This is a genomic window from Arthrobacter sp. UM1, from assembly GCF_020483305.1.
Lineage (GTDB): Bacteria > Actinomycetota > Actinomycetes > Actinomycetales > Micrococcaceae > Falsarthrobacter.
The window spans coordinates 20,464-41,776 of the sequence record NZ_JACWAB010000007.1 but is presented as its reverse complement, the minus strand read 5'-3'; the positions used below and the strand labels follow the sequence as shown (position 1 = coordinate 41,776).

Here is a 21,313-nt window from a genome sequence, read left to right as displayed (position 1 = left end):
GAGCCTCACCTGTCGCTGTCTCCCCCGCGTTCTCGCGGCTTGTCGTCGTACTTGCTGAACAGAGCCCAGAGAAGGGAGATGATGCCGAGGACGGCGAAGACGAGACCGACCTTCGCAGGATCCACGATCCCCCATGAGATGTTCTGCATGGTCAGCCAGGCGCCGCCGCCGACCACAATCGAGACGATGCTCCAGACAATGTCCTTGGACTTCTCGGTTTTCATGACTCCGTCCTTTCTGAGACAGTGCTGTCATTCTTGAACTTAGGAACACGCGAACCTCCTCGATATCGTCTTTTCGCAGGGGCTGCTCCATCGAACGGAGGAGCCCAGCAAGTCGAGCTTCCGCGCGATGTCCTCGGCCAGCGGCCGGACAGCGCCCTGCCACTCGGCCGCGTTCGCCGTCGTCGGAAGGTCTCCTCGCAGAGGGTGGGAGCTGGTGTGTCCGCCAGCCCACCAGCTGTCGAAGCCCTGGACGCGCTTCGTCCGGGCGTCGACAGGGATCTCGCGCCGACTGCCCGCCATGCCGGCGGGAGAGTCGAACGGCAGTCCCGGGGCGCCTAGGAAGGCCCGTATGCGCCACGGGGTGGAGACGGCTGTCTCCCCCCACGTCCCGCGTGAGAAGCGGAGCATCCCCGCCCGTATCAGGGCTCCCCATTCGCGGTAGCGTTCGAGGGGAGGGCCGGAGGTGTACTCCGTGGCGATGCGACTGAGGGCGTCCTGGTGGATCCGCCGCATCGCCGGCCGCTCCCGGGCCAGGGCGGAGACCACGCCCTCCACGCGGGATCGGAGCTCTGCCCTCGACTGCGCTGGCTCGCGTTCGAAGGCCGAGATCTGGGCTTCCGGGGACTCGGCTGCGGCGCGGTGAAGCCCGTCGAGCCGGGGAGTTCCTGTGATCCGCGCGAGTACTTGGAGGGCGGCGGCCTCGGCGGATGTGCTCCAGAACGCGTCGGAGACGTGAACGGGCAGCTCACCGGGGATCGGGCCAGGGCGCCCCGGGTCCGAGGGGCGGCGAAGACGGCCCGTCCGAGACATGAGAACCAGGGCCGGCTCGCTCCCGGACGGCGTGTAGGCCAGCTGGCCCCCACGGTCTGCAAAGGCTCCGCCCCGGCCGCGGGTCAGGGCCGCGACGACGTCGACGGCTCCCAGCCCCATGCCTCCGATGGTCGCGGCGGCACCTGGCGGTATGCTGTCGAGCGAGAGGCCGGAACTTTCGGCTGCATCGGTGGCGCTGACCGTGTAGCCGGTGAACCCGGAGCCCGACAGGTCGACGAGTCCGCGGCACGCAAAGCTCTCAGCGCCGGCTCTGAGGAGCCAGGAGCCTCCGACAGGTACGGCCTCCTCTACTCTCGCGGGGACGAGGCGGATAGCGAGCCGCGGGGAGAGGCGGCCGATGATCTCGTCACGCTGGTCTCGGAGGGCTGCACCCACGGCGCTGCGAGGCGGGCTGTCCTGCGCGGACGCGTGAAGGCCCTGTGCTTCGAGAGCCCCCGTCACGAGGAGCGTCCCGCCTCCGGGCGCGGGCAGAGCCGCCTCAGGCTTGAGCGCGTTGCAGCGGAACTCCCGATGGGCCCGATCGTTCCAGACCGCACCCGGCGCGGGGTGGAAGGGATCGAAGACGAGGACGCTCGGCACAGGCCCGGTGCCGCGCCCTGGACTCCCGCTCTTCTCGGTGACGAGATCGGCGAACGCCGTCAGCAGGGAGAGCAGGCGGAGTCCGCCTCCGACGATCGCGAGATCGCACCGGTTCGACATCGTCACCACTCTCCTTGCGCGAGGAGGCTGCGGTCCTCGGGCGCGACGGGGACGTGGAGGACGACTGCGTGCTCGCGGGAGTAGTCTTCGATGTGCGGTGCAAGCCGCTCCACATCTGCAGCGGACTCTACGCGCAGGGTCTTCATCGGCCGTCCCCAGGCGTCATGCCAGCGGCGGGGCCGTCCCGAGGCGTAGGGCTCCGGATCGAGCCCGACGGCTCGAGCCTGTTCCGCGAGCCAGCCGTAGCCGCCGTCGTCGAACACGGTGTGGACGGTGCGCGGCTGATCGGTGACCATCGGCTCGAGCGTCGAGCGGATGAAGGCGCCGTCTCCGCTGAAGGACCAGGTCCGCCCCTCGCTGCGAGCGCGAGCGAGGGCTGCGGCTGCGGGAATCGAGGCGCCCAGCGTGGTCTGCTCTGACAGGGCGAGGACGGGCACGTCTCTCGGGATTCGGAGCACCGGCCAGCTGTAGGCCCAGATGTCGGCGGCACCGTTCTCGAAGACAGCGGAGTCTCCCGGGCGGATGAGAGCGCTGATCTTGTCCAGGATGGCAGGGACCCGCTTCGAGGCGATCATCTCCTCGGCCCAGACCGCCGTGCGCGAACGGGCGTCCTCCCACCGGCGTCTCCATCCGGGCTCGGCGAGGGCGGCGTCGGACGCGCTCCATTCGGACACGTCGACGAGATGCCGTCTGATCGGCCTGCCGGGCCACCGGGAGGAAGACCTGTGGAGAGCAATCTGGTGCACGGGCACATGTGACGGGAGGAACTCCACGGCGGTCTCCTCGAGCTCGGACCCGAGAGCGATGACTCCGTCAGCGCTCTGCCAGATCTCTCGGGCGGGGGGACTGGTGTACAGCCCTGCGAGTCCCATGAACGAGGGATGGTCCTCGTCGACGCATCCCCGACCGCTTGCCGTGACGAACACGGGAGCGTTCGTCTGCTCCGCTATGGCGGCGACGTCAATCCTCGCGCGTCGGCAGCCGCCTCCCGCCACGATGACCGGGCGCGAGAAGACCGGAAGCTCCGGCCCCTCTACGGCTTCCGTGTGCCGTGGGGGACGAGAGCGGGCGGAGGCCTGCTCGGCCTCCCCGCAGAGGGTCGCTGAAGCGGCCTCGGAGATCGAAGAGGTTCCGACGGCGGTCGGAACCAGAACGGCGACCGGTCCTGCAGGCGCTTCCTCCGCTCTCTGCTTGGCTGCGACTACTGCCCCGGGAGTCCAGGCGACGACGTCCTTGCAGACCGGGCGCAGGAGGGGCCCGGGAGAGACGCACTGGAACGAGAGCCCGGGCACTGCCTCTTCCCCGGCGGTCTCGACGAGGACGACGATCGGTGAGCCCTGCGAGGAGGCCTCGAGGAGAGCGGGAACGAGGGCTGCCGTGGCCGGCCCTCGGCCTGCGACAGCTGCGCCGAATCCACCGTGAGCCTGGGAAGCCCCTGCGGCAGCATAGACCGCGGTTCTCTGCTCGGCGGTGACGACCAGAGTGATGCCCGCCTTCTCGAAGGCGGCGGCGCATCCCATGGAGTCGTCGGGCAGCCCGTAGACGAGATCGGTCCCCAGAGACGCAAGCTCGTCCGCGACCGTTGCCCAGGGAGACCCCCGGTCCAGCCCGGGTCCCGTCATGACCGGGTCTCCGTCTGCGTGTGCTCGGCGCGGGTCTGCTCTGCCATGAGGTGTCCGTACTCGGAGGCGACTCGGGAGAGCAGCACCGGTTGCGGGTCCTCGGCGCCGACGGTGTGAACCGCCGAGGAGTGGGCTCCCAGCCCGCCCATCGGGAGCCTCGGATCGTCGGCGTCCACGAGCGAACGGCCCAGTGACGTCGTCATGCGGGCTCCGAACCATGCGGAGAGCTGCCGGCTCACTCCGTAGAGCGAGGCCCCCATCCACCGCAGGCGGTAGTGCTCTTCGCTCAGGAGGGAGATGACGTCCTCCTCGTCCTCGTAGACGACGACGTTGAAGACCGGCGCGAAGACTTCGGTGACCAACGGCCTCTCGCGGGCCGTCCATACGCGCACAGTCGGGTCGAGCTCCCCCTCCGGCAGCCTCACCACACCTCCCTTTCGGATCCGACCCCTCGCATCCCACAGATCTCCGAGGAGGGCGCGGGCCGTCTCCTCGTCCAGCACGGGCGCGCCTGCGACCTTCTCAGTCTGCTCGCTGATGTGCTGCGAGAGGGCCTCGAGGAACTCCGAGGACCGGTCTTCGTGAACGAAGACGAGATCCGGCCCGAAGCAGTCCTGTCCTCCGTTGAGGAGACGGATTCGGGCCGTGTCTGCCGCGGCCGTGCCGACGTCCGCCTCAGGACCGACGACGACAGGGTTGGTTCCCTGACCGGAGAAGGCCATGACTTGGCCCGGCTCGAGGCCGGCCGCGATCTGAACGGCGTTCTCGTGCCGCCCGGTGAAGACGATCAGGCCTGGAGCGCCGGTGCGGAGCGCCGCGAACTCTGTCTGGGAACAGGGGGCCAGCTTCACGTTGAGACCGTGGACAGGCGCAAGGAAGGCGTGGATCTCCTCGGAGAGCTCCCGGGCGCGGCTCGAAGGACGCAGGAGGAGCTCGTCGGTCCAGAGCGAGGGAACGAGTCCGTAAAGAACGTAGGAGTACAACACGACGTTGGAGGGCATGTACACCCACGAGCGCTTGAGCGGACGGGGGTTCTCCAGTGCGACTTCCACCGCGGCCGAGTCCAGAGCCGCGAGCGCACCGTCCACCTCGATCTCAGAGGCCTCGCGCGTCTGGTAGGCGCTGAGCAGGTCCACGGCCTCCTGGCGGTGGCCGCGAAGAAAGCGCGCCGTTGCGGCCAGCGCCGTCTCCCGAGCGCCGGCCGGCGCTTCTGAGGCGGTGAGGGCATTGCGGAGTCTGCAGAGGTCTGGCTTCCCCTGGTCCAGCCGTGGAATCCGATCGACGATGAGCAGGGAGTCGGGCAGCTCGGCCAAGTCCTCGACGCCGAGGATGCGATTCCACCAGTGTCTGCGACCGCGTCGGAAGCGGTCTTCGACGACGGCGGCGATGCGTGTGCCCCGAGCGGATCCGTACGACGTCACGAGGGCGGGAATGCCCTGTGCCCTGAGGCGCTCTTCGATGGCGGCGGGGTAGACGACGAGGCCGCGGCGGTGCACGGCGTTGGCCCGACCTGCAACGAGGAGGCGCCCGTCCTTGAAAGACGCAAGGTCCCCTGACTCCCACGAATGGCCGGTCTCGGTGTTGTGGAGTGCGAGGAGGCCGAGCTCTCCAGGCGGACGGGCGCGGCCGGCGTCGTCGTTCACCGTGATCGTGAAGCAGTCCAGGGGAAGCAGCCCGCCCTCGGGATCGTCCGGGTCTGCGAGCGCGATGTTCCCGGCCTCGGTCGACCCGTATCCGTCGCAGAGGCGCAGGCCCAGGGCTTCCCGCACCAGGGCGATGGCCGACGCATCGGTGGGCGAGCCCCCGACTCCCGCCTGGCGCCAGGAGGCGAACGCCTCCTTGTCGATCTTCCCTCCGACAACGAAGTCGACGGCGCGGAGGTACACCTCGGGGGTGGCCTCGACGACGGTCGCCCCGTGCCGTCTCCCGAGCCGGATGCTCTCGGAGATCCGCCAGGGGGATCCGATGATGACATCGGCTCCGACGAGGAGGGCGTGCAGGACCACGGAGAGGCCGTATTGATGGTTCAGCGGAGCAATCGGCATGAGGACGTCGTCCGGCCGGTACTTGAGGATCCGCTGGCTCTGCCGGAGGTTGTCCATGAACGAACGAGGCTGACGGGGAACGCGTTTGGGACTCCCGGAGCTTCCCGAGGTCATCAGGATGAGTCCGTCCGCCCGGCTGAGCCACGGTTCAGGCAAGACGTCGTCGAGGTTCAGAGCCCTCGTGTGCTCAGCGCCGGCGCTGCGGAGTCGTTCGCTCGGACCCGGAGGGAGGCTGACGATCTCGCGAAGCCCCCTGTGGAGCGGCGACGGCTTCCTGATGTGAGGAGCGAGGATGAGCTTTTCCTCCTCTTCCCCGCTGGACGGGCCCTGGCCGCCCAGGATCATCCGCGTGTCGAGAGCCGCGAGAGCGAAGAAGCAGACGAGGGCTTCAGCCGAATCGTCCATGTCCAGTCTGACCAGGTCTCCAGGGCGGACTCCTGATGCAGACAGAGCCGAGGCGGCCGCGTCAGCGTGCTCGGCGAGGTCTTCGAGCGTCAGCTGGACTCGACGGCAGTACAGCCGAGGGGCGCGGTGCGCGGCTTCTGAGCTCAGGACGGTGTCCGGCTCGACGGTTGTCTTCATCGGGTTCTCTCCATCACTCGGCATGGCGAAGGCAGACTGTGCGAACAGAGGGGGAGGGGGCGTGGCGGGCGGCATCCGCCCGCCACGCCGCGGCTGCTAGCAGCCGTTGCTGATCGTGGAACCGAGGTCGAGGGCCTCGCGCTCGACGTCATCGAACTTCTGAAGGTCGAGAATGCTCATGTCAACTCCTTTCCGATTTCAGTGGGATCGTGGATTGGGACTGACCGCTCGAGGCGGCCCCTCTCCGCCGGCGCGATGCCGAAGGAGAAGTCTTGTTGGGCAGGGCGGCCGCCGAAGAGGACGCACAGGGCCTGCCAGGCGGCGCTGCCCCTCCCGTCGAGTGCTGACTCGACAGCGAGCCATCCGGAGGTTCCGGACCGGAGATCGCCCGTGATCCGGGCTCCGCCCTCACCGGCGAGAGCGAGGCCGTCAGGGGACCGGACAAGATGGCAGGACATGAGGCGCCTCTGGAGGCGGACGGCCGATGAGACGTCGGCCCCAGTCGCCGCGCTGAGCCAGAGGAGGCCTGCCGTCAGGCCGGAGCGCCCCTCGGAGACTCCGCCGTCCAGGACGATCGGCCATGAAGCCGGTGCCGCCAGAGGCTCCCACTCCGAGGCCGGGGCGCCGAGTTCGGCAAGGGCGACGGCCACGCCAAGTCCGCCTGTTCCGAGATATGGCAGCAGCCTGCGTCCAGAGCGGACCTGAGCGCTGCGCCCGTCTGCCGACGGAACGCAGGCGAGCCGGTCCTCCTCGCAGATCTCACGGGCGAGGGAGAGCACCCCTGGCGGGCATCCCGGTGTCGCCGCGAGCGAGCGGAGCGCCCGGGCGACGCCGCTTGACCCGGACTCGAGCCCCGGAAACGGGAAACGCGACCCGCTGCGGTAGCACGATTCGATGCGAGCGGCGATCTCAAAAGCCGTCTTCGAGTCTCCGAGCGTGAGTGAAGCCTGCATGACGCCGGCCAGCCCAGAGGAAAGGGTCAGGTCCGTGCAGGCGGACGAGGCGGTGAGAGAACGCTGCAGTGCCGTGGCCGCCAGATCCGAATCCCCCAGCAGGTGGGCGCAGACCGCGATGCCAGCCCAGCCGTCCCACAGGCCCGGGTCGTCCGAATCGACGTCGAGGACCGACTTTCGCCACAAAGGAGCCCTGAGAGACCGAGCCGAGTCGGAGACGCCGAGGAGGCATCCGCCCACACCAGAGGCAAGACCGTGGACGGCAAGGGCCCCTCTCCCGCTTCGAGGGCTGAGGGGGACGGGCCTGTTGAGGTCTGACAGTCGGGATTCAGCCCAATTGCCTTCAGCAGGGGAAGGCTCTGGGAGGCTGGAGGCGAGGAGAGGGAGCCGGGCTTCGGCCGAGTCGCAGACGGAGGCTGCACTGGGGCCGAAGACGCTCCGGGTCGTCTCGATGACAGCTTGGGCGCTGGCCGAGTCCAGGTGTACGCTGCCGGCCCAGGCGGGGTTGAGCATCCAGTGCGAAATTGTGTCAAGGGAGGCCTCGTCGCGTTCCCGACCGCTCGCCTCGGAGAACATGAACCCTGGGCAGCCGTTCTGAGGTTCCGTCCTGTCGTCGAGCGGCCCAGCAGTCTCGAAGTCGATCACGGAGATCGCGCCTTTGTCAGAGATCAGGACGTTGCCCGGATGCAGATCCCGATGGGCAATGCCACGGGCATGGACGGAGGCGATGACTGTTCTCAAGCGGGAGGACACCTCTGCGCAGCGGCGCGCATAGCGGGTGAGCGCGTCGGCGTCTGACCCCCCGTGAAGGAGTGGGTGCTCTGTTGCGACCCAGCTCCGCAGCGGATGCCCGCTGAGGCGGGTCATCACCGTATAGGTGTTGTCACCGATCTCTGCTGTCTCAATGACACGGGGGATTCCTTCCAGCCCTTCGAGCGCCGTGAGAACGCGACTCTCGTGTTGCAGTCGATCCGTGGCAGGACACTGTCCGGGCCGTGCGTCAATGCCGCCTCGGGCTTCTTTGACGATGACGGGTCGACCGTTGCTCATTCCCCCGTAGACGCCACCCGAGGCTGTGAACTGAAGAGCTTCGGTAACGTCGGCGTCCAGGGTCAGCAGAGGCGGACGAGGGAAAGTGCTAGCAGCCTCACGCGCCGTCGGAGGCAGGGCGTCGACGCTTGCTGGAACTCGCCGCACGTCTTCGCGTGTGCCGAGCTCGTCTTCGAGGAGCAGAAGTCGGCGGCCTTCACGTGTCCAGGCGGTCTTGCGTCGGAACGCGCCCCACCGCATGAAGACGCTCGAGCCCTCTGACCATTCGAAGTCAGACAGGATGAACGGGCCGGACCTCTGAGGCAGAGCCTCGTGAAGTTGTTGGGCGAGCTCGAAGGCGCGGTGCGGAGGGGGATAGACCACCGCGAATTTTCCGGCCGCGCTGCGGGGGGCCCATTTTGAAGTAAACGCAGCGAGAACCGAAGTTGAAATCAAATGCTTGAAGCTGACGCCGTTCTCCACGCAGATGTCTGTGACAGTGTCGAGGACGAGACGCGCCTCCCTTATTCCGCTTGAGATATGGATCTTCCACCCGTCCGGCAGATGTTCGAATCCGTCTGCAAGGTGCCTCTGCCAGATGCTCTGCCTGGAAGAACGCATTCCCGGAATTGTCCGCTCGCCGAAAAAATCGGACCAGTCCGGCGTCCATTCCATGGGCGGTAGGGAGTCGAAGCGGTTTGCGAGACAGTACAAAGACTGGGTGCTGATCACGACGCGCAGTCCTCGGCAATGCGCAGAAGCAGGCGCTCAGCGCGCGTCCGCATCTCCGGGCTGATTGACGGTGCGGTGACGAACGCGGACTCGGGGTGGCAGGCCTCAACCGTCTTGTCGTATTCTTCGCGCAGCTGAGACCAGACGAGGCAGTCCTCGAACCGGCCGTCGACGAAGTAGTGATCCCGGAGCCGCGCCTCCAGCAGGAATCCGCCGGTGGAAAGTGTGCTGATGGCATGGGGGTTGACGGCCAGCGTCATGGCGAAAACTCTGTGGGCATCAAGTGTCAGAAACAGGTGATCGACGAGCAGGGAGGACGCCAGTGCCCCTCGGCCCGTTTCCCACAGGCTCTCCTCTCCGATGATGACTGCGACCTCATAGTTTCGGGGGTTCCCTTTCGGAGTGAACGTCCCGAGCCCGAAGGGGACATCGTTCTCATCGCAGAAGAGCAGCAGACCGCCGGCCTGGCTCTTGGCGAGGAGCTGTCCTGCCTGAACGTTCTCCCGAATGTCGTTCGTCAGGAAAGCTCCCCGGCTCGTGGGTCCGAACCACTTGCTTGCCAAGACTGCTTCTGATTCAGATGAAATTCCTCTGAGTCTGACTTCAGCCATCCGAATTCATCCCCTCGTCGATTTGTATGACGCAGAACTCGACGCTATGGGGTGGGCCACAGAAGCCTCTCCTCCTTTGGGAGGAGGTCTACCCCCTCTTTAAGAGGGGGTTGTTTCTCTTGTGGGAACTGAGTAAGATCGTTTTTTTATGACGTTGTATACGCCAATTTACCTTGTCTCCCGGCTGTTACCATGAAAACCATGGGGAGAACCAGCTCACGCTCAGGAATCCTCTTCGGTGCTGTCTATCTGGCCGTCGTGCTCGTCTCCGCCTCCGGACCCGGCAACAAGCTGTGGTCGTGGAGCCCGGACGGCTTCTTCCCAGTGGTGCTGGTCTCGCTCCCGGGCATTGCGGGAGCCGTGCTGCGCCACCGATGGCCGCGGGCCGCCTATGCGCTGACTGTGGCGTCTGCCGTGGGCTCGTTCGCGGTGGGCGCCGTCGTTCCCCTGATGCTCTTCCTCTTCGATGCCTGCTACCTCGCGGCCGTGCGCTGGGGGCTGGCCCATCGGAGCCTTGTCCTGGGGGTGCTTGCCGCCGCTACCCTCTGTGCCTGTGGACTGGCTTTCGGGGCGAGTGGGCTGCCGTTCGCCGCCACCATGGCGTTCATCTTCCTCATCGCCGCCTGGCTCCCCGCCTTCTGGGGGCTCGACGTGCAGAGCGCCCATCAGATCGCCGAGGCCGAGCGTGCCAGGAGCCGCTCCGAGCGGGAGGCAGCGGTGGCGGCGGTGCAGAACGCCTCGGACCGGGCGGAGCTCCTCCTCGCGGAGGAGCGGGTCCGCCTCGCCTCCGAGCTGCATGACACCGTCTCCGCTCGTCTTGCGGCCATCTCCCTGCAGTCCCAGGCCGCGATGGCGGGTCTGGAGGACGAGCGCCGTCGAGAGATCGTGGGGCAGATCCGCTCCGAGGCCGTGGAAGCGCTCGGGGAGATGAAGAAGCAGATCACGCTCCTCCGAGGGGCGGGGCCGCATCAGGGCCTGCTCAGGGGCTCCGAGGCCGGCCCTGGGGGCGCCCTCGACACAGGGCTTGAGCCCGGCCGCGCCCCCGACCTCGAGCCTGGGGCGGAGAGGCTGGACGATCTCGCCGCCCGCTCCCGTTCGCTGGGCCAGAACGCCCGGCTGGAGGGGCCGCCGCTCGACGGCCTGTCCCCGGAGACCTCCAGGCTGGTCTACCGGGTGGTGCACGAAGGCCTGCTCAACGCCGCCAAGCACGCGCCGGGCGCGGACGTGCTGGTCGCCTGGGAGCTGCGACAGGACGTCGTCGTCGTCCGCCTCTCCAATCCGCTGCCGGCGGGGACGACCGGCGCGCAGGAGGACCCGCCGCTGGGCGCCCGGCCCGACCAGGCTTCGTCGCCGCTGCCCGGGACCCGGCTGGGGCTGGCCTCGCTGCGCGAGCGCCTGCGCGCCGCGCACGGGTCCTTCGCGGCCGGGCCCGTGGACGGCCAGTGGAGCCTCGTCGCCGAGATCCCGCGCCTGCCGGCCGGCGTGTCCGCTGTGACCCGCGCCGCCGCGCCAGACCCGACGCCCGCCGCCATAGCCGACCCCTCCCATCCGAACCCCAGGAGCGAACCGTGACAGCCCGCCGCCTTCTCCTCGTCGACGACCACAGCAGCATCCGCTCCGGCCTGCGCATGATCCTCGAGGCCGCCGGGTTCTCGGTGGTCGGCGAGGCCTCCACCGGCGAGCAGGGCGTCTCGATGGCCAAGGCCCTCGCGCCCGACGTCGTGCTCATGGACATCCGCATGCCGCAGGGGAGCGGGATCGAGGCCACGCGGGAGATCGTCGAGGCGGGCGCGGGGCGGGTGCTCATCATCAGCGCGTTCGACCTGGACGCGGACGTCGTGGCCGCCATCCGGGCGGGGGCCAAGGGCTACGTGCTCAAGACCATCGACGCCGAGGAGCTCGTCCACGCCGTCACGGCCGTGGCCGAGGGGCACAGCATTCTCGATCCGGTCATCACCGAGGCGGTCATGCGGACCATCGCCGAGCACCGGGACCCCGAGCCGGCGGGAGAGTGGCCGCCGCAGGAGCTCACGCCGCGGGAGACGGCGGTCATGGAGTGCATCGGGCAGGGGCTCTCGAACCGGATGATCGCGCGGACGCTCGACATGGCCGAGACGACCGCCAAGTCCCACGTCTCCAGCGCCCTGTCCAAGCTGGGCCTCGCGTCCCGGGTGGAGGCGGCGGTGTACGTGGCCTCGCGGACGAGGGGCCGGGCCGGACAGAGGTGACGCCGGGTGGCCGTCCCGAGGCGCGTTCTCCGCGGCCGGGCCGGTCAGAGGTGAAGGCGCTCGCCGTCGTCGCGCACCATGCCCTCGGAGAGGAGGTCCGCGAGGCAGGAGGCGAGGCGCTCGGGAGCGGGCGTCGGCGTCGTCGCCTCGGAGACGCGGGCGAGGAGCTCCTCGCGGCCGAGGCCGTCCTCGCTCTGGCGCAGCGCCTCGACGATCCCGCCGCGGATCTGCCGGTTGGTCCCCGCCCACGCCTGGCCCTTGGGGGTGTAGTGCGGCTCGGGGCGGCCCGCCGCCACCCACGCGCAGTCCGACTCGAGCGGGCACTCCCCGCACTTCGGCGCCTTCGCCGTGCAGACGAGCGCGCCGAGCTCCATGACCGCCACGTTGTACCGGGCCGACTCGCCGGATGCCTCGTCCGGCACGAGCTCCGCCGCAAGCTGCGACTCCCGCCGCGTCAGGCTCGGCTCCGGCAGCGCGTTCCCCGTCTCCCAGCGCGCGTTGACGCGCCGGATGTTGGTGTCGACGACGACGGCGTGGCGCCCGAACGCGAAGGCGGCGACGGCGGCCGCCGTGTACGCGCCGACGCCGGGCAGGGCGAGCAGCTCGGCCTCGGTCGAGGGGACCGCGCCGTCATGGTCCTCGACCATCGCCACCGCGGCCTGGTGGAGGCGGCGTGCCCGGCGGGGGTAGCCGAGGCGGCCCCAGGCGCGGACGGCCTCGGACTCCGGGTCCGCGGCGAAGGCGGCCGGCGTGGGCCAGCGCTCCATCCACTCGCGCCAGATCGGAGCGACGCGGGCCACGGGCGTCTGCTGCGACATGATCTCGCTGATGAAGACGCCCCAGGGGCTCGTGCCGGGCTCGCGCCAGGGGAGGTCCCGCTCGTGCTCGTCGAACCAGGCGAGGGTGCGGCGGTGCAGGGACGCGGCGCGGGCGGGGGAGACGCTCGGGGACGAGGCCGGCTCGGCTGAGGGGCGGCTGCGCGGGCTGCGGCTGTGCGGGCTGCGGCTGTGCGGGGCGGGCGGCTTCTCCGGGGTGGTCACCTGTCCAGCCTAGAGGGGGCGGGCTCCTCCTCCGTTTGTGGCGCGTTTCGTGCGAAATCCGGCCCGATTCTGCACGAAACGCGCCACAAACCGGGAGGGCGGGGCTGAGCGGGGCAGGCCGGGGCGGGGCGCCGCCGTCGTCGTCCTTCCACGCCGTAGACTCGGAGGGAACCCCACACCCCGACCGGAGGCCAGTGCCATGCCGAGACAGAGCCCGGACGTCTACCGCCGCCGCAGGATCGCGGCTGTGGTGGTGCTTGCGCTCGTGATCGCGCTGGTGTGGGCGCTCATTGCGGGGATCTCCAAGCTCGTGGGCGGAAGCGGATCGCAGCCGCCGGAGTCCGGATCCGTGCCCGCGCCGTCTGCGCAGAAGAGCGAGGGCTCATCGTCGCCGTCCGCGTCGGCCTCGTCCACGCCGAAGCCGAGCGGGACCTCCAAGCCGAGCGCCTCCTCGGAGGAGTACCCGCTCTGCTACGACGAGTTCGTGCAGGTGGACATGAGCACGGACAAGCAGAGCTACAAGCCGGGGGAGAAGCCGGTGCTCATCATGAAGGTGACCAATACGTCGAGTGAGTCGTGCGTCATCAACCTCGGCACCAAGAGCATGGAGTTCCGCGTCATGAACGGGAACTCGCCGGTCTTCTCCACGAAGGACTGCCAGACCGGCGGCGAGGACCTCCTCAAGAACGTCAAGCCCGGCGCCTCGGAGACGGCCCGTTTCACGTGGGACCAGCACAAGAGCGCGCCCGGCTGCAAGACGGCCGGCGGCAAGGCCGATCCCGGCACGATGCAGCTCGTGGGCAAGCTCGGGAAGGTGACCTCGGCTCCGGCGTCGTTCGACATCGGGGGCCAGTAGGGCGGTTCGGCCCGGCCCGACGGCGGCGTCTCGGCCGCGGAGTACGGCGAGTCCGCAACACCGCCCGGTGAGTCGGTGCGGCCGGTCGGTGCCGCCGTCTGGTGAGTCGGTGCGGCCGCGCTAGTGGTGCTCGGCGATGCGGCCGAGCGTCTCGCGGATGATCCGGGCCCGGTGCTCGCCGACGCCCTCCACCGCCTTGAGCTCTGATGTCTCCGCGGCGAGCAGCCCCGGGAGGCCGCCGAGCTGCTCGGCGATCCGCTCCGCCACGGCCCGCGGGAGGTTCCGCACGTGCCCGAGGAGGCGGAGGCCGCGGGGCTCGACGACCTGGTCGATCGACGAGGTCCCCGGGTTGGCCCCGAGAATCTGCGCGACGCAGCCGAGGTCCACGAGGTCCGCGTTGGAGAGCTCCGCGAGGGAGGCGCTCTGGCGGGCGATGACCTCGTCCTCCTCCAGGCCGGCGTCGAGAAGGTACTCGAGGCCGGCAGGCAGGCGCGGACCGGCGTCCGCGGCGAGGAGGCGGAGCGCGGCGTAGTCCCGGAGCAGGGTCTCCGTGTTGCCCTCGGTGCCGGCGGCGAGCTCCTCCAGCTGCAGCGTCACGAGGCGGCCCTCCGTGCCGAGCTCGAGGGCGTAGGAGGAGATCTCCGCGATGATGCGCCGCACCATCTCCTGCCTCTGGAGCGCGAGGGCGAGGTCCCGGACGGACGCGGAGCCTTCGAGCTCCTGGGAGGTGAGGTGGTCCATGACGGACTCGAGCCGCTCCCGGTAGCGCTCCAGGGTGTTGAGGGCCTGGTTGGCGCGGTCGAGGATGACCTCCGGGCGGTCCAGGGTGTGGCGGCGGCCGTCCACGAAGAGGGCGATGATGTTCATCGACGCGGACACCGTGATGACCGGCAGGCCTGTGACCACGGAGATGTGCTCGGCGGTGCGGTGGCGGGTGCCGGACTCGGTGGCCTCGCGGTCTGAGACCGGCATGAAGTGGACCGCTGCGGAGCGGATCTCCGAGGCGTCCCGGCTGAGCACGATGCCGCCGTCCATCTTGGCGAGCTCGCGCAGCCGGGCCGGAGTGAACTCGGTGTTGATGGCGAACCCGCCGGCGGAGAGGTCTGCGACGGCTTTTCCGTCGCCCAAGACGATGAGCGCGCCCGTGCGGCCTCGGAGGATGCGCTCGAGGCCTTCGCGCAGGGCTGTGCCTGGGGCGACGCGCTGGAGGGCGTCCCGCAGCAGGCTTTCGACGTGGGGAGGCATGGGCTCTTTCGGGGGCTCAGATGAAGGGGCGTTGCGCGGGAGCGCGAGGGCGGTGCGCAGAGGAGACAGGTGACGCTGCGGGTGAGTGCGGATGCCGTGCGGCAGCGCCTGGCAGCGTCTTTCCATCTTATGCGGGCGGCCTGTGCGCTGGGACCGTTTGTGTGCTGGGCTGTTGGCGTGCTGGGCCGTTTGTGTGCTGGGCCGCCGGCGTGCTGAGCGGTCTGGGTGCAGGGCGGCCCGTGTGCCGGGTGGCCTGGGCGGGCCCGTTGAAACCAGGGCCGTTCCCGTGGACGAGCCCCAGGCGCCCCCCTCGCCCGCTCCCCGGAGGCCTCCATGCCCGGCCGGGCCTAGAAGAAGAGCTGGAGCGCCTCGGTCAGGGTGGAGACCTCCTTGACCCGGAAGCCGGGTGGAAGGGTGCCCGGGCCGTCCGGGCTGGCGGGGACGAGGGCGTGGGTGAAGCCGATCCGGGACGCCTCGTGGATGCGGCGGCTGATGCCCGGAACCGGGCGGACCTCGCCGGCCAGGCCCACCTCGCCGAAGGCGATCATCCGCTCGGGGAGCGGCTTGCCGGACTTGGCCGAGGCCACGGACAGCGCGACGGCGAGGTCCACCGCCGGCTCGGAGATGCGCACTCCGCCCACGGTGGCCACGTAGGAGTCGTCCTTGGCCAGCGACATCCGCGCCCGCTGCTGGAGGACTGCGAGGATCATGGCCACGCGGGAGCCGTCCAGCCCGCTCGTGGCCCGGCGCGGCTGGGCGTTGGCCGTCTCCGCCACGAGCGCCTGCACCTCGGCCACAAGCGGCCGCCGGCCCTCCAGCGTGACGCAGATGCACGTCCCGGACACCGGCTCCTTGGTCCGGGAGATGAACAGCCCGCTGGGGTCCGTCAGCTCGACGATGCCGGCCTCCGAGAGGTCGAAACACCCCACCTCATCCGTGGGCCCGTAGCGGTTCTTGACCGCACGGAGCAGCCGGAGGCGGGAGTGCCGTTCACCCTCGAACTGGAGGACGACGTCCACGAGGTGCTCCAGAAGGCGCGGGCCCGCGATGGAGCCGTCCTTGGTCACGTGGCCCACGAGCAGGGTGGTCATGCCCCGCTCCTTGGCCGACTTGATGATGGACGCGGCCACCTCCCGGACCTGCGAGACGCCGCCGGCCGAGCCGTCCACCTCCGGCGAGGAGAGCGTCTGCACCGAGTCCACGATGAGCAGCGAGGGGTCCACGGCCTCCACCTGGCCGAGGGCCTGGGAGAGGTCAGTCTCCGCCGTCAGGAAGAGCGTGTCCGCCTCCGCGCCGATCCGCTCCGCCCTCAGCTTGACCTGCGCCGCGGACTCCTCCCCCGTCACGTAGAGGACCTTCCGCCCCGGCTCCCCGCTCCCGGAGGCCGAGCCTGTTCCGGCGCGGGCCGAGCGCGCGGCGACGTCCAGCAGGAGCGAGGACTTGCCGACGCCGGGCTCTCCGGCCAGGAGCAGGACGGCACCGGGCACGAGGCCGCCGCCGAGGACCCGGTCCATCTCCCCGACGCCCGTGGTCACGTAGTCCGCCGTGCGGGCGTCCACGTCCGCGATGCGCCGGGCGGGCTCGGCCACCTTGGCCGCCGCCGTGGTGCGCGCGACGACGGTGCCGACCTCCTCCACGGTGCCCCAGGCCTGGCACTCGGGACAGCGGCCGACCCACTTGACCGTGGTCCAGCCGCACTCCGTGCAGCGGTACGCGGGGCCGCCCTTGCCGGTGCGGGAGCTCTTCGATGCCATGCACACCAGTCTTCCACCAGGGGTGGACACTCTAAGCCGACGCGGGCCGGAGAAGCCCCCCCTGCTCTGGCGCCGGCTCGCCGCCCGGCGCGGACCCCGGCTCTGACCTCGGCCTCTGACCCCAGCTCAGCGCCCGGCTCAGAGCCCGTCGTCGGGCACGGCGAGGGAGGGGAGATGCTCCCGGGCGTCCTCGTGCGAGAGGCCCGTGGACTCGAGGAGGTCCACGATGAGCGGGCGCAGGATGAGGATGAGCGACTCGCCCTCGAGCGTGGAGACCTCCAGGCCCTCGGGGGAGAGGCGCGAGGCGACGTCGTGCAGGGACCTCCGGGCGCGCCGCAGCTGGCGGTCCCGGGCGCCCGCCGTCGTCTCCGCGAGGCCGAGGGCGAGGGCCTCCGTGCCCTCGGCCGCCATCTCGAGGACGTGGCTGATCTGCCCCTGGGCCTCGGCGGTGAGGGCCGTGTTGGTGATCGCGGAGGAGAGGCGGCGTGCGAAGACGCGGATGTTGCGGACCGCGAGGTCGATGAACTTGATGCTCTCGGAGAGGTTGAGGATCTCGGCCCGGTGGGTGCGGTACATCGGGGAGATGCGGGCCACCTCGGCCGCGTGGGAGATGGACTTGCCCGCCTTCTCCAGCGTCGGGTGGAAGTTCCGCGCGCGGACGAGCGCGTGCCACGCCATCGTCGAGTCCGAGTAGGCGAGCGCGCCCGCGCACTCCCGGAGGATGCCCGCGAACTCGTTGAGGGCGTCCCGGGCGCTCGAGTGGGACTCCCGGCGGGGGTCCTGCGGCCAGAGGGCGATGAGCACGAGGGCGAAGGACCCGCCGATCACCGCGTCAATGCTGCGCGTGAACGGCCCGCCGGCCTGCAGCGGCAAGAGCACCACGAGCAGGGACTGCAGGCCCATCTGCGTGGCGAGGATGGGCGAGGGGTCCAGGAAGCGGGCCATCATGATGGAGAAGAACAGCATGAGCGCCGCCTGCCAGACGCCCGCGCCGAACAGGTGGAGCACGGTGTCCCCGATGAGCACGCCGAGCGTGCAGCCGAGCGTCACCTCGATGGCCCGGGTCAGGTGGGAGTCCACGCCGAAGCCGAGGGAGATGAGCGCGCTCGTCGCGGCGAAAATGGGGCCCTGGTGCCCCAGGACGGAGTGGGCGAAGAAGAAGGCGCTCACCGCGCAGATGGTCATCTGCAGGGCCGGGCGGAAGCCCGACTTCATGCGGCGGACGCCCTGGCGGGCCCGGGCTCCGAGGAGCCCCGGGGTGCGGCGCGCGACGGCGAAGAGCCCGCGGTTCGCCTCCGCGTGCTCCTCGTCCCTGCTCACTCTCGCCGTCACCCGACTCAGTCTAGTGAGCACGGCTTCGCCCCGCCTGGACGCGGGGAACGAAAATGTGAGGTTGGGCACAGGCTGGGAATGGTCCGCCGTCGTTCACCGGCTGTTCACACTCTCCGCGCCGTCAATTCACATGGCGACCCTAAGTTCTGGAGCGTACCTCGCGGAGCGAACCCCCAGCTCCGCCTCGTTCCACCAGAAGGATGGACCTCGTGAAGGCGATTCGCATCGGCCGTGCAGCGGCTGTTCTCTCCGTTGCGGCGCTCGCGCTGAGCGCGTGCGGCTCCGACAACCCCTCGGGCAACAGCGGCGGCGACACCGCCCCCAAGGGCTCGAACGTCTCGGGCCAGATCAAGGGCATCGGCTCTTCCGCGCAGAAGGCCGCGATGAACGAGTGGATGACCCAGTTCCAGAACGCCAACTCCGGCGCCAAGGCGGACTACTCGCCTGACGGCTCCGGCGCGGGCCGCAAGGCGTTCATCGCCGGCGGCGCCCAGTTCGCGGGCACGGACTCGTCCTTCAAGGACGAGGAGCTCTCCCAGGTCAAGAAGACCTGCTCCTCCGGCATCATCGAGGTTCCCACGTACGTCTCCCCGATCGCGGTGACGTTCAACCTCCCGGGCGTCAAGGAGCTCAAGCTCGACGCGAAGACGACCGCCAAGATCATGCGCGGCGAGATCGCCAAGTGGAACGACCCGGAGATCAAGAAGCAGAACAGCGGCGTCGACCTCCCCGACACCGCGATCACGCCGGTCCACCGCTCGGACGAGTCGGGCACGACCGACAACTTCACCGACTACCTCAACAAGGCCGGCGAGGGCGCCTGGCCGGAGGAGAAGGCCCAGTCCTGGCCGTCCTCGCTCAAGGGCGAGTCCGCCAAGGGCACCGACGGCGTCGTCTCCACGGTCAAGGGCACCAAGGGCGCGGTCGGCTACGCCGACGAGTCCGCCGTGGGCGACCTCGGCACCGTGAGCCTCAAGGTCGGCAGCGAGTACGTCAAGCCGTCCAAGGAAGGGGCCACGAAGGCCCTCGACGCCGCCAAGCCGAAGCACGAGGGCTCCAAGACGGACCTCGCGCTCAAGCTCGACCGCAAGACCACGGAGAAGGGCGCCTACCCGGCCATCCTCGCCTCCTACCAGGTCTTCTGCTCCTCCTACAAGGACGCGAAGACCGCCGACACGGTCAAGGCGTGGGCCAAGTACGTCGTCTCGGAGGAAGGCCAGAAGGCCGCTTCGGAGGCCGCGGGCAGCGCGCCCATCTCGTCGGAGCTCTCCAAGAAGGCCACCGAGGCCGTCGAGGGCATCAAGTCCGGCAAGTAAGCGCCCCAGGCGGTGAGGCCGCGGTGCGCGTCGCAGTGGACGACGCCGCCGCGGCCTTTCCCCCGTGAGGCCCCGGCGGGGCGTCCCGCCACTCCTTCCGACCGAAAGATTGTGACGTGTCCTCTTCGACAGCTGCACCGAAACGCTCCTCCGCAGGGCGCACCGGCGACAAGGTCTTCTCCGGCCTGTCCCTCGGCGCGGGCATCCTGATCCTCGTCGTCCTCGCCTGCGTCGCCGTCTTCCTGGTCGTCCAGGCCTGGCCCGCTCTCATCGCCCCGGCCAGCGCCTCCACCGGCGGAGCCGGGTTCTTCGCGTACGTCTGGCCGTTCGTCATCGGCACGGTCGTCGCCTCGCTCATCGCGCTCGTCATCGCCACCCCCATCGGTGTCGGAGTCGCCCTCTTCATCTCGCACTACGCGCACCGGCGCGCGGCCTCCGTGCTCGGCTACGTGATCGACCTCCTCGCCGCCATCCCCTCCGTGGTCTACGGCGCGTGGGGCATCGCGTTCCTCGCCCCGAACCTTGCCGGCCCCTACGCGTGGCTCGCGGACAACCTCGGCTTCCTGCCGTTCTTCGGCGGCCCCGCCTCGGAGACCGGCCGCACGCTGCTCACGGCGAGCATCGTCCTCGCCGTCATGATCCTGCCGATCATCACCTCCATCTCCCGCGAGCTCTTCCTCCAGGTCCCGCGCCTGCACGAGGAGGCGGCCCTGGCCCTCGGCGCCACCCGCTGGGAGATGATCCGCATGTCCGTGCTGCCGTTCGCCAAGCCCGGCATCATCTCGGGCGTCATGCTCGGCCTCGGCCGCGCGCTCGGCGAGACGATGGCCGTGACGCTCGTCCTCTCCTCGGGCGCGCTCACCGCGAGCCTCATCAAGTCCGGCAACCAGACGATCCCCGCCGAGATCGCCCTCAACTTCCCCGAGGCGTTCGGCATGCGCATGAACGAGCTCATCGCGGCGGGCCTCGTCCTGTTCGTCATCACGCTCGCGGTCAACCTCGCGGCCCGCTGGGTCGTCACCCGCAACAAGGAATTCTCGGGAGCCAACTGATGTCACACAGCATTGACCCGCGCACCGCGGCGCTCACCTCACGCCGCGGACACCTCACCCGGGGGCGCCTGCCGAAGTGGGTGCCGGCCGTCGTCGCCGTCGTCGCGATCGCCGTGGCGTTCGCGCTCAAGGCCCTCGCCGGGTTCGGTCTCTTCCTCACGGGCATCGTGGCGGCCGTCCTGTTCGTCATCGGCATGTACGCCGCCGCCCGCGGAGTCGAGGGCGGACGGAAGGCCACGGACCGCCTCTTCCGTTACCTCGTCTGGGGCGCGTTCATTATCGCGCTCCTGCCGCTCGTGTCCGTCCTCTGGACGGTGCTCGAGAAGGGCATCCCCGGCCTCTTCACCCCGGGCTTCCTCACGACCTCGATGAACGGCGTCTCCGGCCTCGCCGACAAGAAGGCGATGGCGGGCACGGGACCTGTCCTCGGCGGCGCCTACCACGCGCTCGTCGGCACCGTCATCATCACCTTCTGGGCCACGCTCATCTCCGTGCCGATCGGCCTGCTCACCGCCGTCTACCTCGTGGAGTACGGCCGGGGGAACCGCCTCTCGCGCGGCATCACGTTCTTCGTGGACGTCATGACCGGCATCCCCTCCATCGTGGCCGGTCTCTTTGCGGCGGCCCTCTTCGCCGTGATCTCCGGGCCGGGCACGCGCATGGGCATCGTGGCCGCCGTCGCGCTCTCGGTGCTCATGATCCCCGTGGTGGTGCGCTCCACCGAGGAGATGCTGCGCGTGGTGCCGAACGAGCTGCGCGAGGCGAGCTACGCGCTCGGCGTGCGCAAGTGGCGCACCATCATGAAGGTGGTGGTGCCGACGGCGATCAGCGGCATCGCGTCCGGCGTGACGCTCGCGATCGCCCGCGTCATCGGCGAGACCGCCCCGATCCTCGTCACCGCGGGCATCACGACCCGCATCAACGCGAACGCGTTCAACGACTGGATGGCCTCCCTGCCGGTGTACATCTACTCGCTCATCCAGAACCCGCTCAACCCGTCCTACGCGGATCCGAGCTCCCAGCGGGCCTGGGGCGCGGCGCTCCTGCTCATCCTCCTGGTCATGCTGCTCAACCTCGCGTCCCGCATGATCGCCAAGTACTTCGCCCCGAAGGGCGGGCGCTGAGCCTCGCGGCGCGGCCCAGCCCCAACCCGGATTCGAGA

Annotated in this window: 17 protein-coding genes; 6 read left to right on the top strand and 11 right to left on the bottom strand. The window is 69.7% G+C overall.

Annotated elements, in window-relative coordinates:
- Positions 1-5 precede the first annotated feature (5 nt).
- From H9I38_RS08815 to H9I38_RS08785, 7 genes are all read right to left on the bottom strand, one after another.
- Positions 6-224, bottom strand: a complete 219-nt coding sequence (locus H9I38_RS08815; protein WP_226338448.1) for a transglycosylase — start codon at positions 222-224, stop codon at positions 6-8.
- 39 nt (positions 225-263) lie between these two features.
- Positions 264-1,754 (bottom strand): FAD/NAD(P)-binding protein, encoded by a 1,491-nt coding sequence (locus tag H9I38_RS08810; protein ID WP_226338516.1) that lies wholly within the window; start codon positions 1,752-1,754, stop codon positions 264-266.
- 2 nt (positions 1,755-1,756) lie between these two features.
- Entirely contained in the window at positions 1,757-3,376 is a 1,620-nt protein-coding gene (locus H9I38_RS08805; protein WP_226338447.1) for a thiamine pyrophosphate-binding protein, read from the bottom strand.
- Positions 3,373-6,003, bottom strand: coding sequence for an aldehyde dehydrogenase family protein (locus tag H9I38_RS08800; RefSeq protein ID WP_226338446.1), 2,631 nt, complete (start codon positions 6,001-6,003; stop codon positions 3,373-3,375). The genes H9I38_RS08805 and H9I38_RS08800 overlap by 4 nt, the downstream gene beginning before the upstream one ends.
- A gap of 96 nt (positions 6,004-6,099) precedes the next feature.
- Positions 6,100-6,183 (bottom strand): class III lanthipeptide, encoded by an 84-nt coding sequence (locus H9I38_RS11070; RefSeq protein ID WP_226338515.1) that lies wholly within the window; start codon positions 6,181-6,183, stop codon positions 6,100-6,102.
- Complete coding sequence (locus H9I38_RS08790) at positions 6,180-8,717, bottom strand: phosphotransferase (protein WP_226338445.1); 2,538 nt, start codon at positions 8,715-8,717, stop codon at positions 6,180-6,182. The genes H9I38_RS11070 and H9I38_RS08790 overlap by 4 nt, the downstream gene beginning before the upstream one ends.
- Positions 8,714-9,280, bottom strand: a complete 567-nt coding sequence (locus H9I38_RS08785; RefSeq protein WP_226338444.1) for a GNAT family N-acetyltransferase — start codon at positions 9,278-9,280, stop codon at positions 8,714-8,716. The genes H9I38_RS08790 and H9I38_RS08785 overlap by 4 nt, the downstream gene beginning before the upstream one ends.
- Positions 9,281-9,529: 249 nt before the next feature.
- Here H9I38_RS08785 and H9I38_RS08780 point away from each other — a divergent pair, with 249 nt between their 5' ends.
- Together H9I38_RS08780 and H9I38_RS10980 are read left to right on the top strand one after the other, a co-directional pair.
- Positions 9,530-10,900 carry a sensor histidine kinase gene (locus H9I38_RS08780; RefSeq protein WP_226338443.1) on the top strand — a complete coding sequence of 457 codons (1,371 nt, stop codon included), beginning with the start codon at positions 9,530-9,532 and terminating at the stop codon, positions 10,898-10,900.
- The gene (locus H9I38_RS10980; RefSeq protein ID WP_226338442.1) at positions 10,897-11,556 is read left to right on the top strand and encodes a response regulator; all 660 of its coding nucleotides are present in this window, start codon (positions 10,897-10,899) and stop codon (positions 11,554-11,556) included. The genes H9I38_RS08780 and H9I38_RS10980 overlap by 4 nt, the downstream gene beginning before the upstream one ends.
- A 44-nt stretch (positions 11,557-11,600) precedes the next feature.
- Here the strand turns inward: H9I38_RS10980 and H9I38_RS08770 are convergent, their stop codons facing one another.
- A complete protein-coding gene (locus H9I38_RS08770; protein ID WP_413463539.1) occupies positions 11,601-12,596 on the bottom strand; it encodes an A/G-specific adenine glycosylase in 996 nt (331 codons plus the stop codon).
- A gap of 199 nt (positions 12,597-12,795) precedes the next feature.
- Between H9I38_RS08770 and H9I38_RS08765 the strand changes: the two genes are divergently transcribed.
- Complete coding sequence (locus H9I38_RS08765) at positions 12,796-13,452, top strand: hypothetical protein (protein ID WP_226338441.1); 657 nt, start codon at positions 12,796-12,798, stop codon at positions 13,450-13,452.
- A 120-nt stretch (positions 13,453-13,572) separates the two neighbouring features.
- Here the strand turns inward: H9I38_RS08765 and disA are convergent, their stop codons facing one another.
- The 3 genes from disA to H9I38_RS08750 all read right to left on the bottom strand — a co-directional run bounded on the left by disA (position 13,573) and on the right by H9I38_RS08750 (position 17,783).
- A complete protein-coding gene (gene disA, locus H9I38_RS08760) occupies positions 13,573-14,697 on the bottom strand; it encodes a DNA integrity scanning diadenylate cyclase DisA (RefSeq protein WP_226338440.1) in 1,125 nt (374 codons plus the stop codon).
- A gap of 347 nt (positions 14,698-15,044) precedes the next feature.
- Positions 15,045-16,451 carry a DNA repair protein RadA gene (gene radA, locus H9I38_RS08755; RefSeq protein ID WP_226338439.1) on the bottom strand — a complete coding sequence of 469 codons (1,407 nt, stop codon included), beginning with the start codon at positions 16,449-16,451 and terminating at the stop codon, positions 15,045-15,047.
- Positions 16,452-16,589: 138 nt separating this feature from the next.
- Complete coding sequence (locus H9I38_RS08750; protein WP_226338438.1) at positions 16,590-17,783, bottom strand: FUSC family protein; 1,194 nt, start codon at positions 17,781-17,783, stop codon at positions 16,590-16,592.
- A gap of 209 nt (positions 17,784-17,992) precedes the next feature.
- Here H9I38_RS08750 and pstS point away from each other — a divergent pair, with 209 nt between their 5' ends.
- The 3 genes from pstS to pstA all read left to right on the top strand — a co-directional run bounded on the left by pstS (position 17,993) and on the right by pstA (position 21,275).
- A complete protein-coding gene (pstS, locus tag H9I38_RS08745) occupies positions 17,993-19,099 on the top strand; it encodes a phosphate ABC transporter substrate-binding protein PstS (RefSeq protein ID WP_226338437.1) in 1,107 nt (368 codons plus the stop codon).
- Positions 19,100-19,215: 116 nt separating this feature from the next.
- A complete protein-coding gene (gene pstC / locus H9I38_RS08740; protein ID WP_226338436.1) occupies positions 19,216-20,151 on the top strand; it encodes a phosphate ABC transporter permease subunit PstC in 936 nt (311 codons plus the stop codon).
- Positions 20,151-21,275, top strand: coding sequence for a phosphate ABC transporter permease PstA (gene pstA, locus H9I38_RS08735; protein ID WP_226338435.1), 1,125 nt, complete (start codon positions 20,151-20,153; stop codon positions 21,273-21,275). The genes pstC and pstA overlap by 1 nt, the downstream gene beginning before the upstream one ends.
- Positions 21,276-21,313 lie beyond the last annotated feature (38 nt).

Bases quoted from the DNA above. Each gene is read 5' to 3' on its own strand.
- H9I38_RS08815 (WP_226338448.1), bottom strand. From the start codon at position 224: ATGAAAACCGAGAAGTCCAAGGACATTGTCTGGAGCATCGTCTCGATT.
- H9I38_RS08810 (WP_226338516.1), bottom strand. From the start codon at position 1,754: ATGTCGAACCGGTGCGATCTCGCGATCGTCGGAGGCGGACTCCGCCTG.
- H9I38_RS08805 (WP_226338447.1), bottom strand. From the start codon at position 3,376: ATGACGGGACCCGGGCTGGACCGGGGGTCTCCCTGGGCAACGGTCGCG.
- H9I38_RS08800 (WP_226338446.1), bottom strand. From the start codon at position 6,003: ATGAAGACAACCGTCGAGCCGGACACCGTCCTGAGCTCAGAAGCCGCG.
- H9I38_RS11070 (WP_226338515.1), bottom strand. From the start codon at position 6,183: ATGAGCATTCTCGACCTTCAGAAGTTCGATGACGTCGAGCGCGAGGCC.
- H9I38_RS08780 (WP_226338443.1), top strand. From the start codon at position 9,530: ATGGGGAGAACCAGCTCACGCTCAGGAATCCTCTTCGGTGCTGTCTAT.
- H9I38_RS08765 (WP_226338441.1), top strand. From the start codon at position 12,796: ATGCCGAGACAGAGCCCGGACGTCTACCGCCGCCGCAGGATCGCGGCT.
- disA (WP_226338440.1), bottom strand. From the start codon at position 14,697: ATGCCTCCCCACGTCGAAAGCCTGCTGCGGGACGCCCTCCAGCGCGTC.
- radA (WP_226338439.1), bottom strand. From the start codon at position 16,451: ATGGCATCGAAGAGCTCCCGCACCGGCAAGGGCGGCCCCGCGTACCGC.
- pstA (WP_226338435.1), top strand. From the start codon at position 20,151: ATGTCACACAGCATTGACCCGCGCACCGCGGCGCTCACCTCACGCCGC.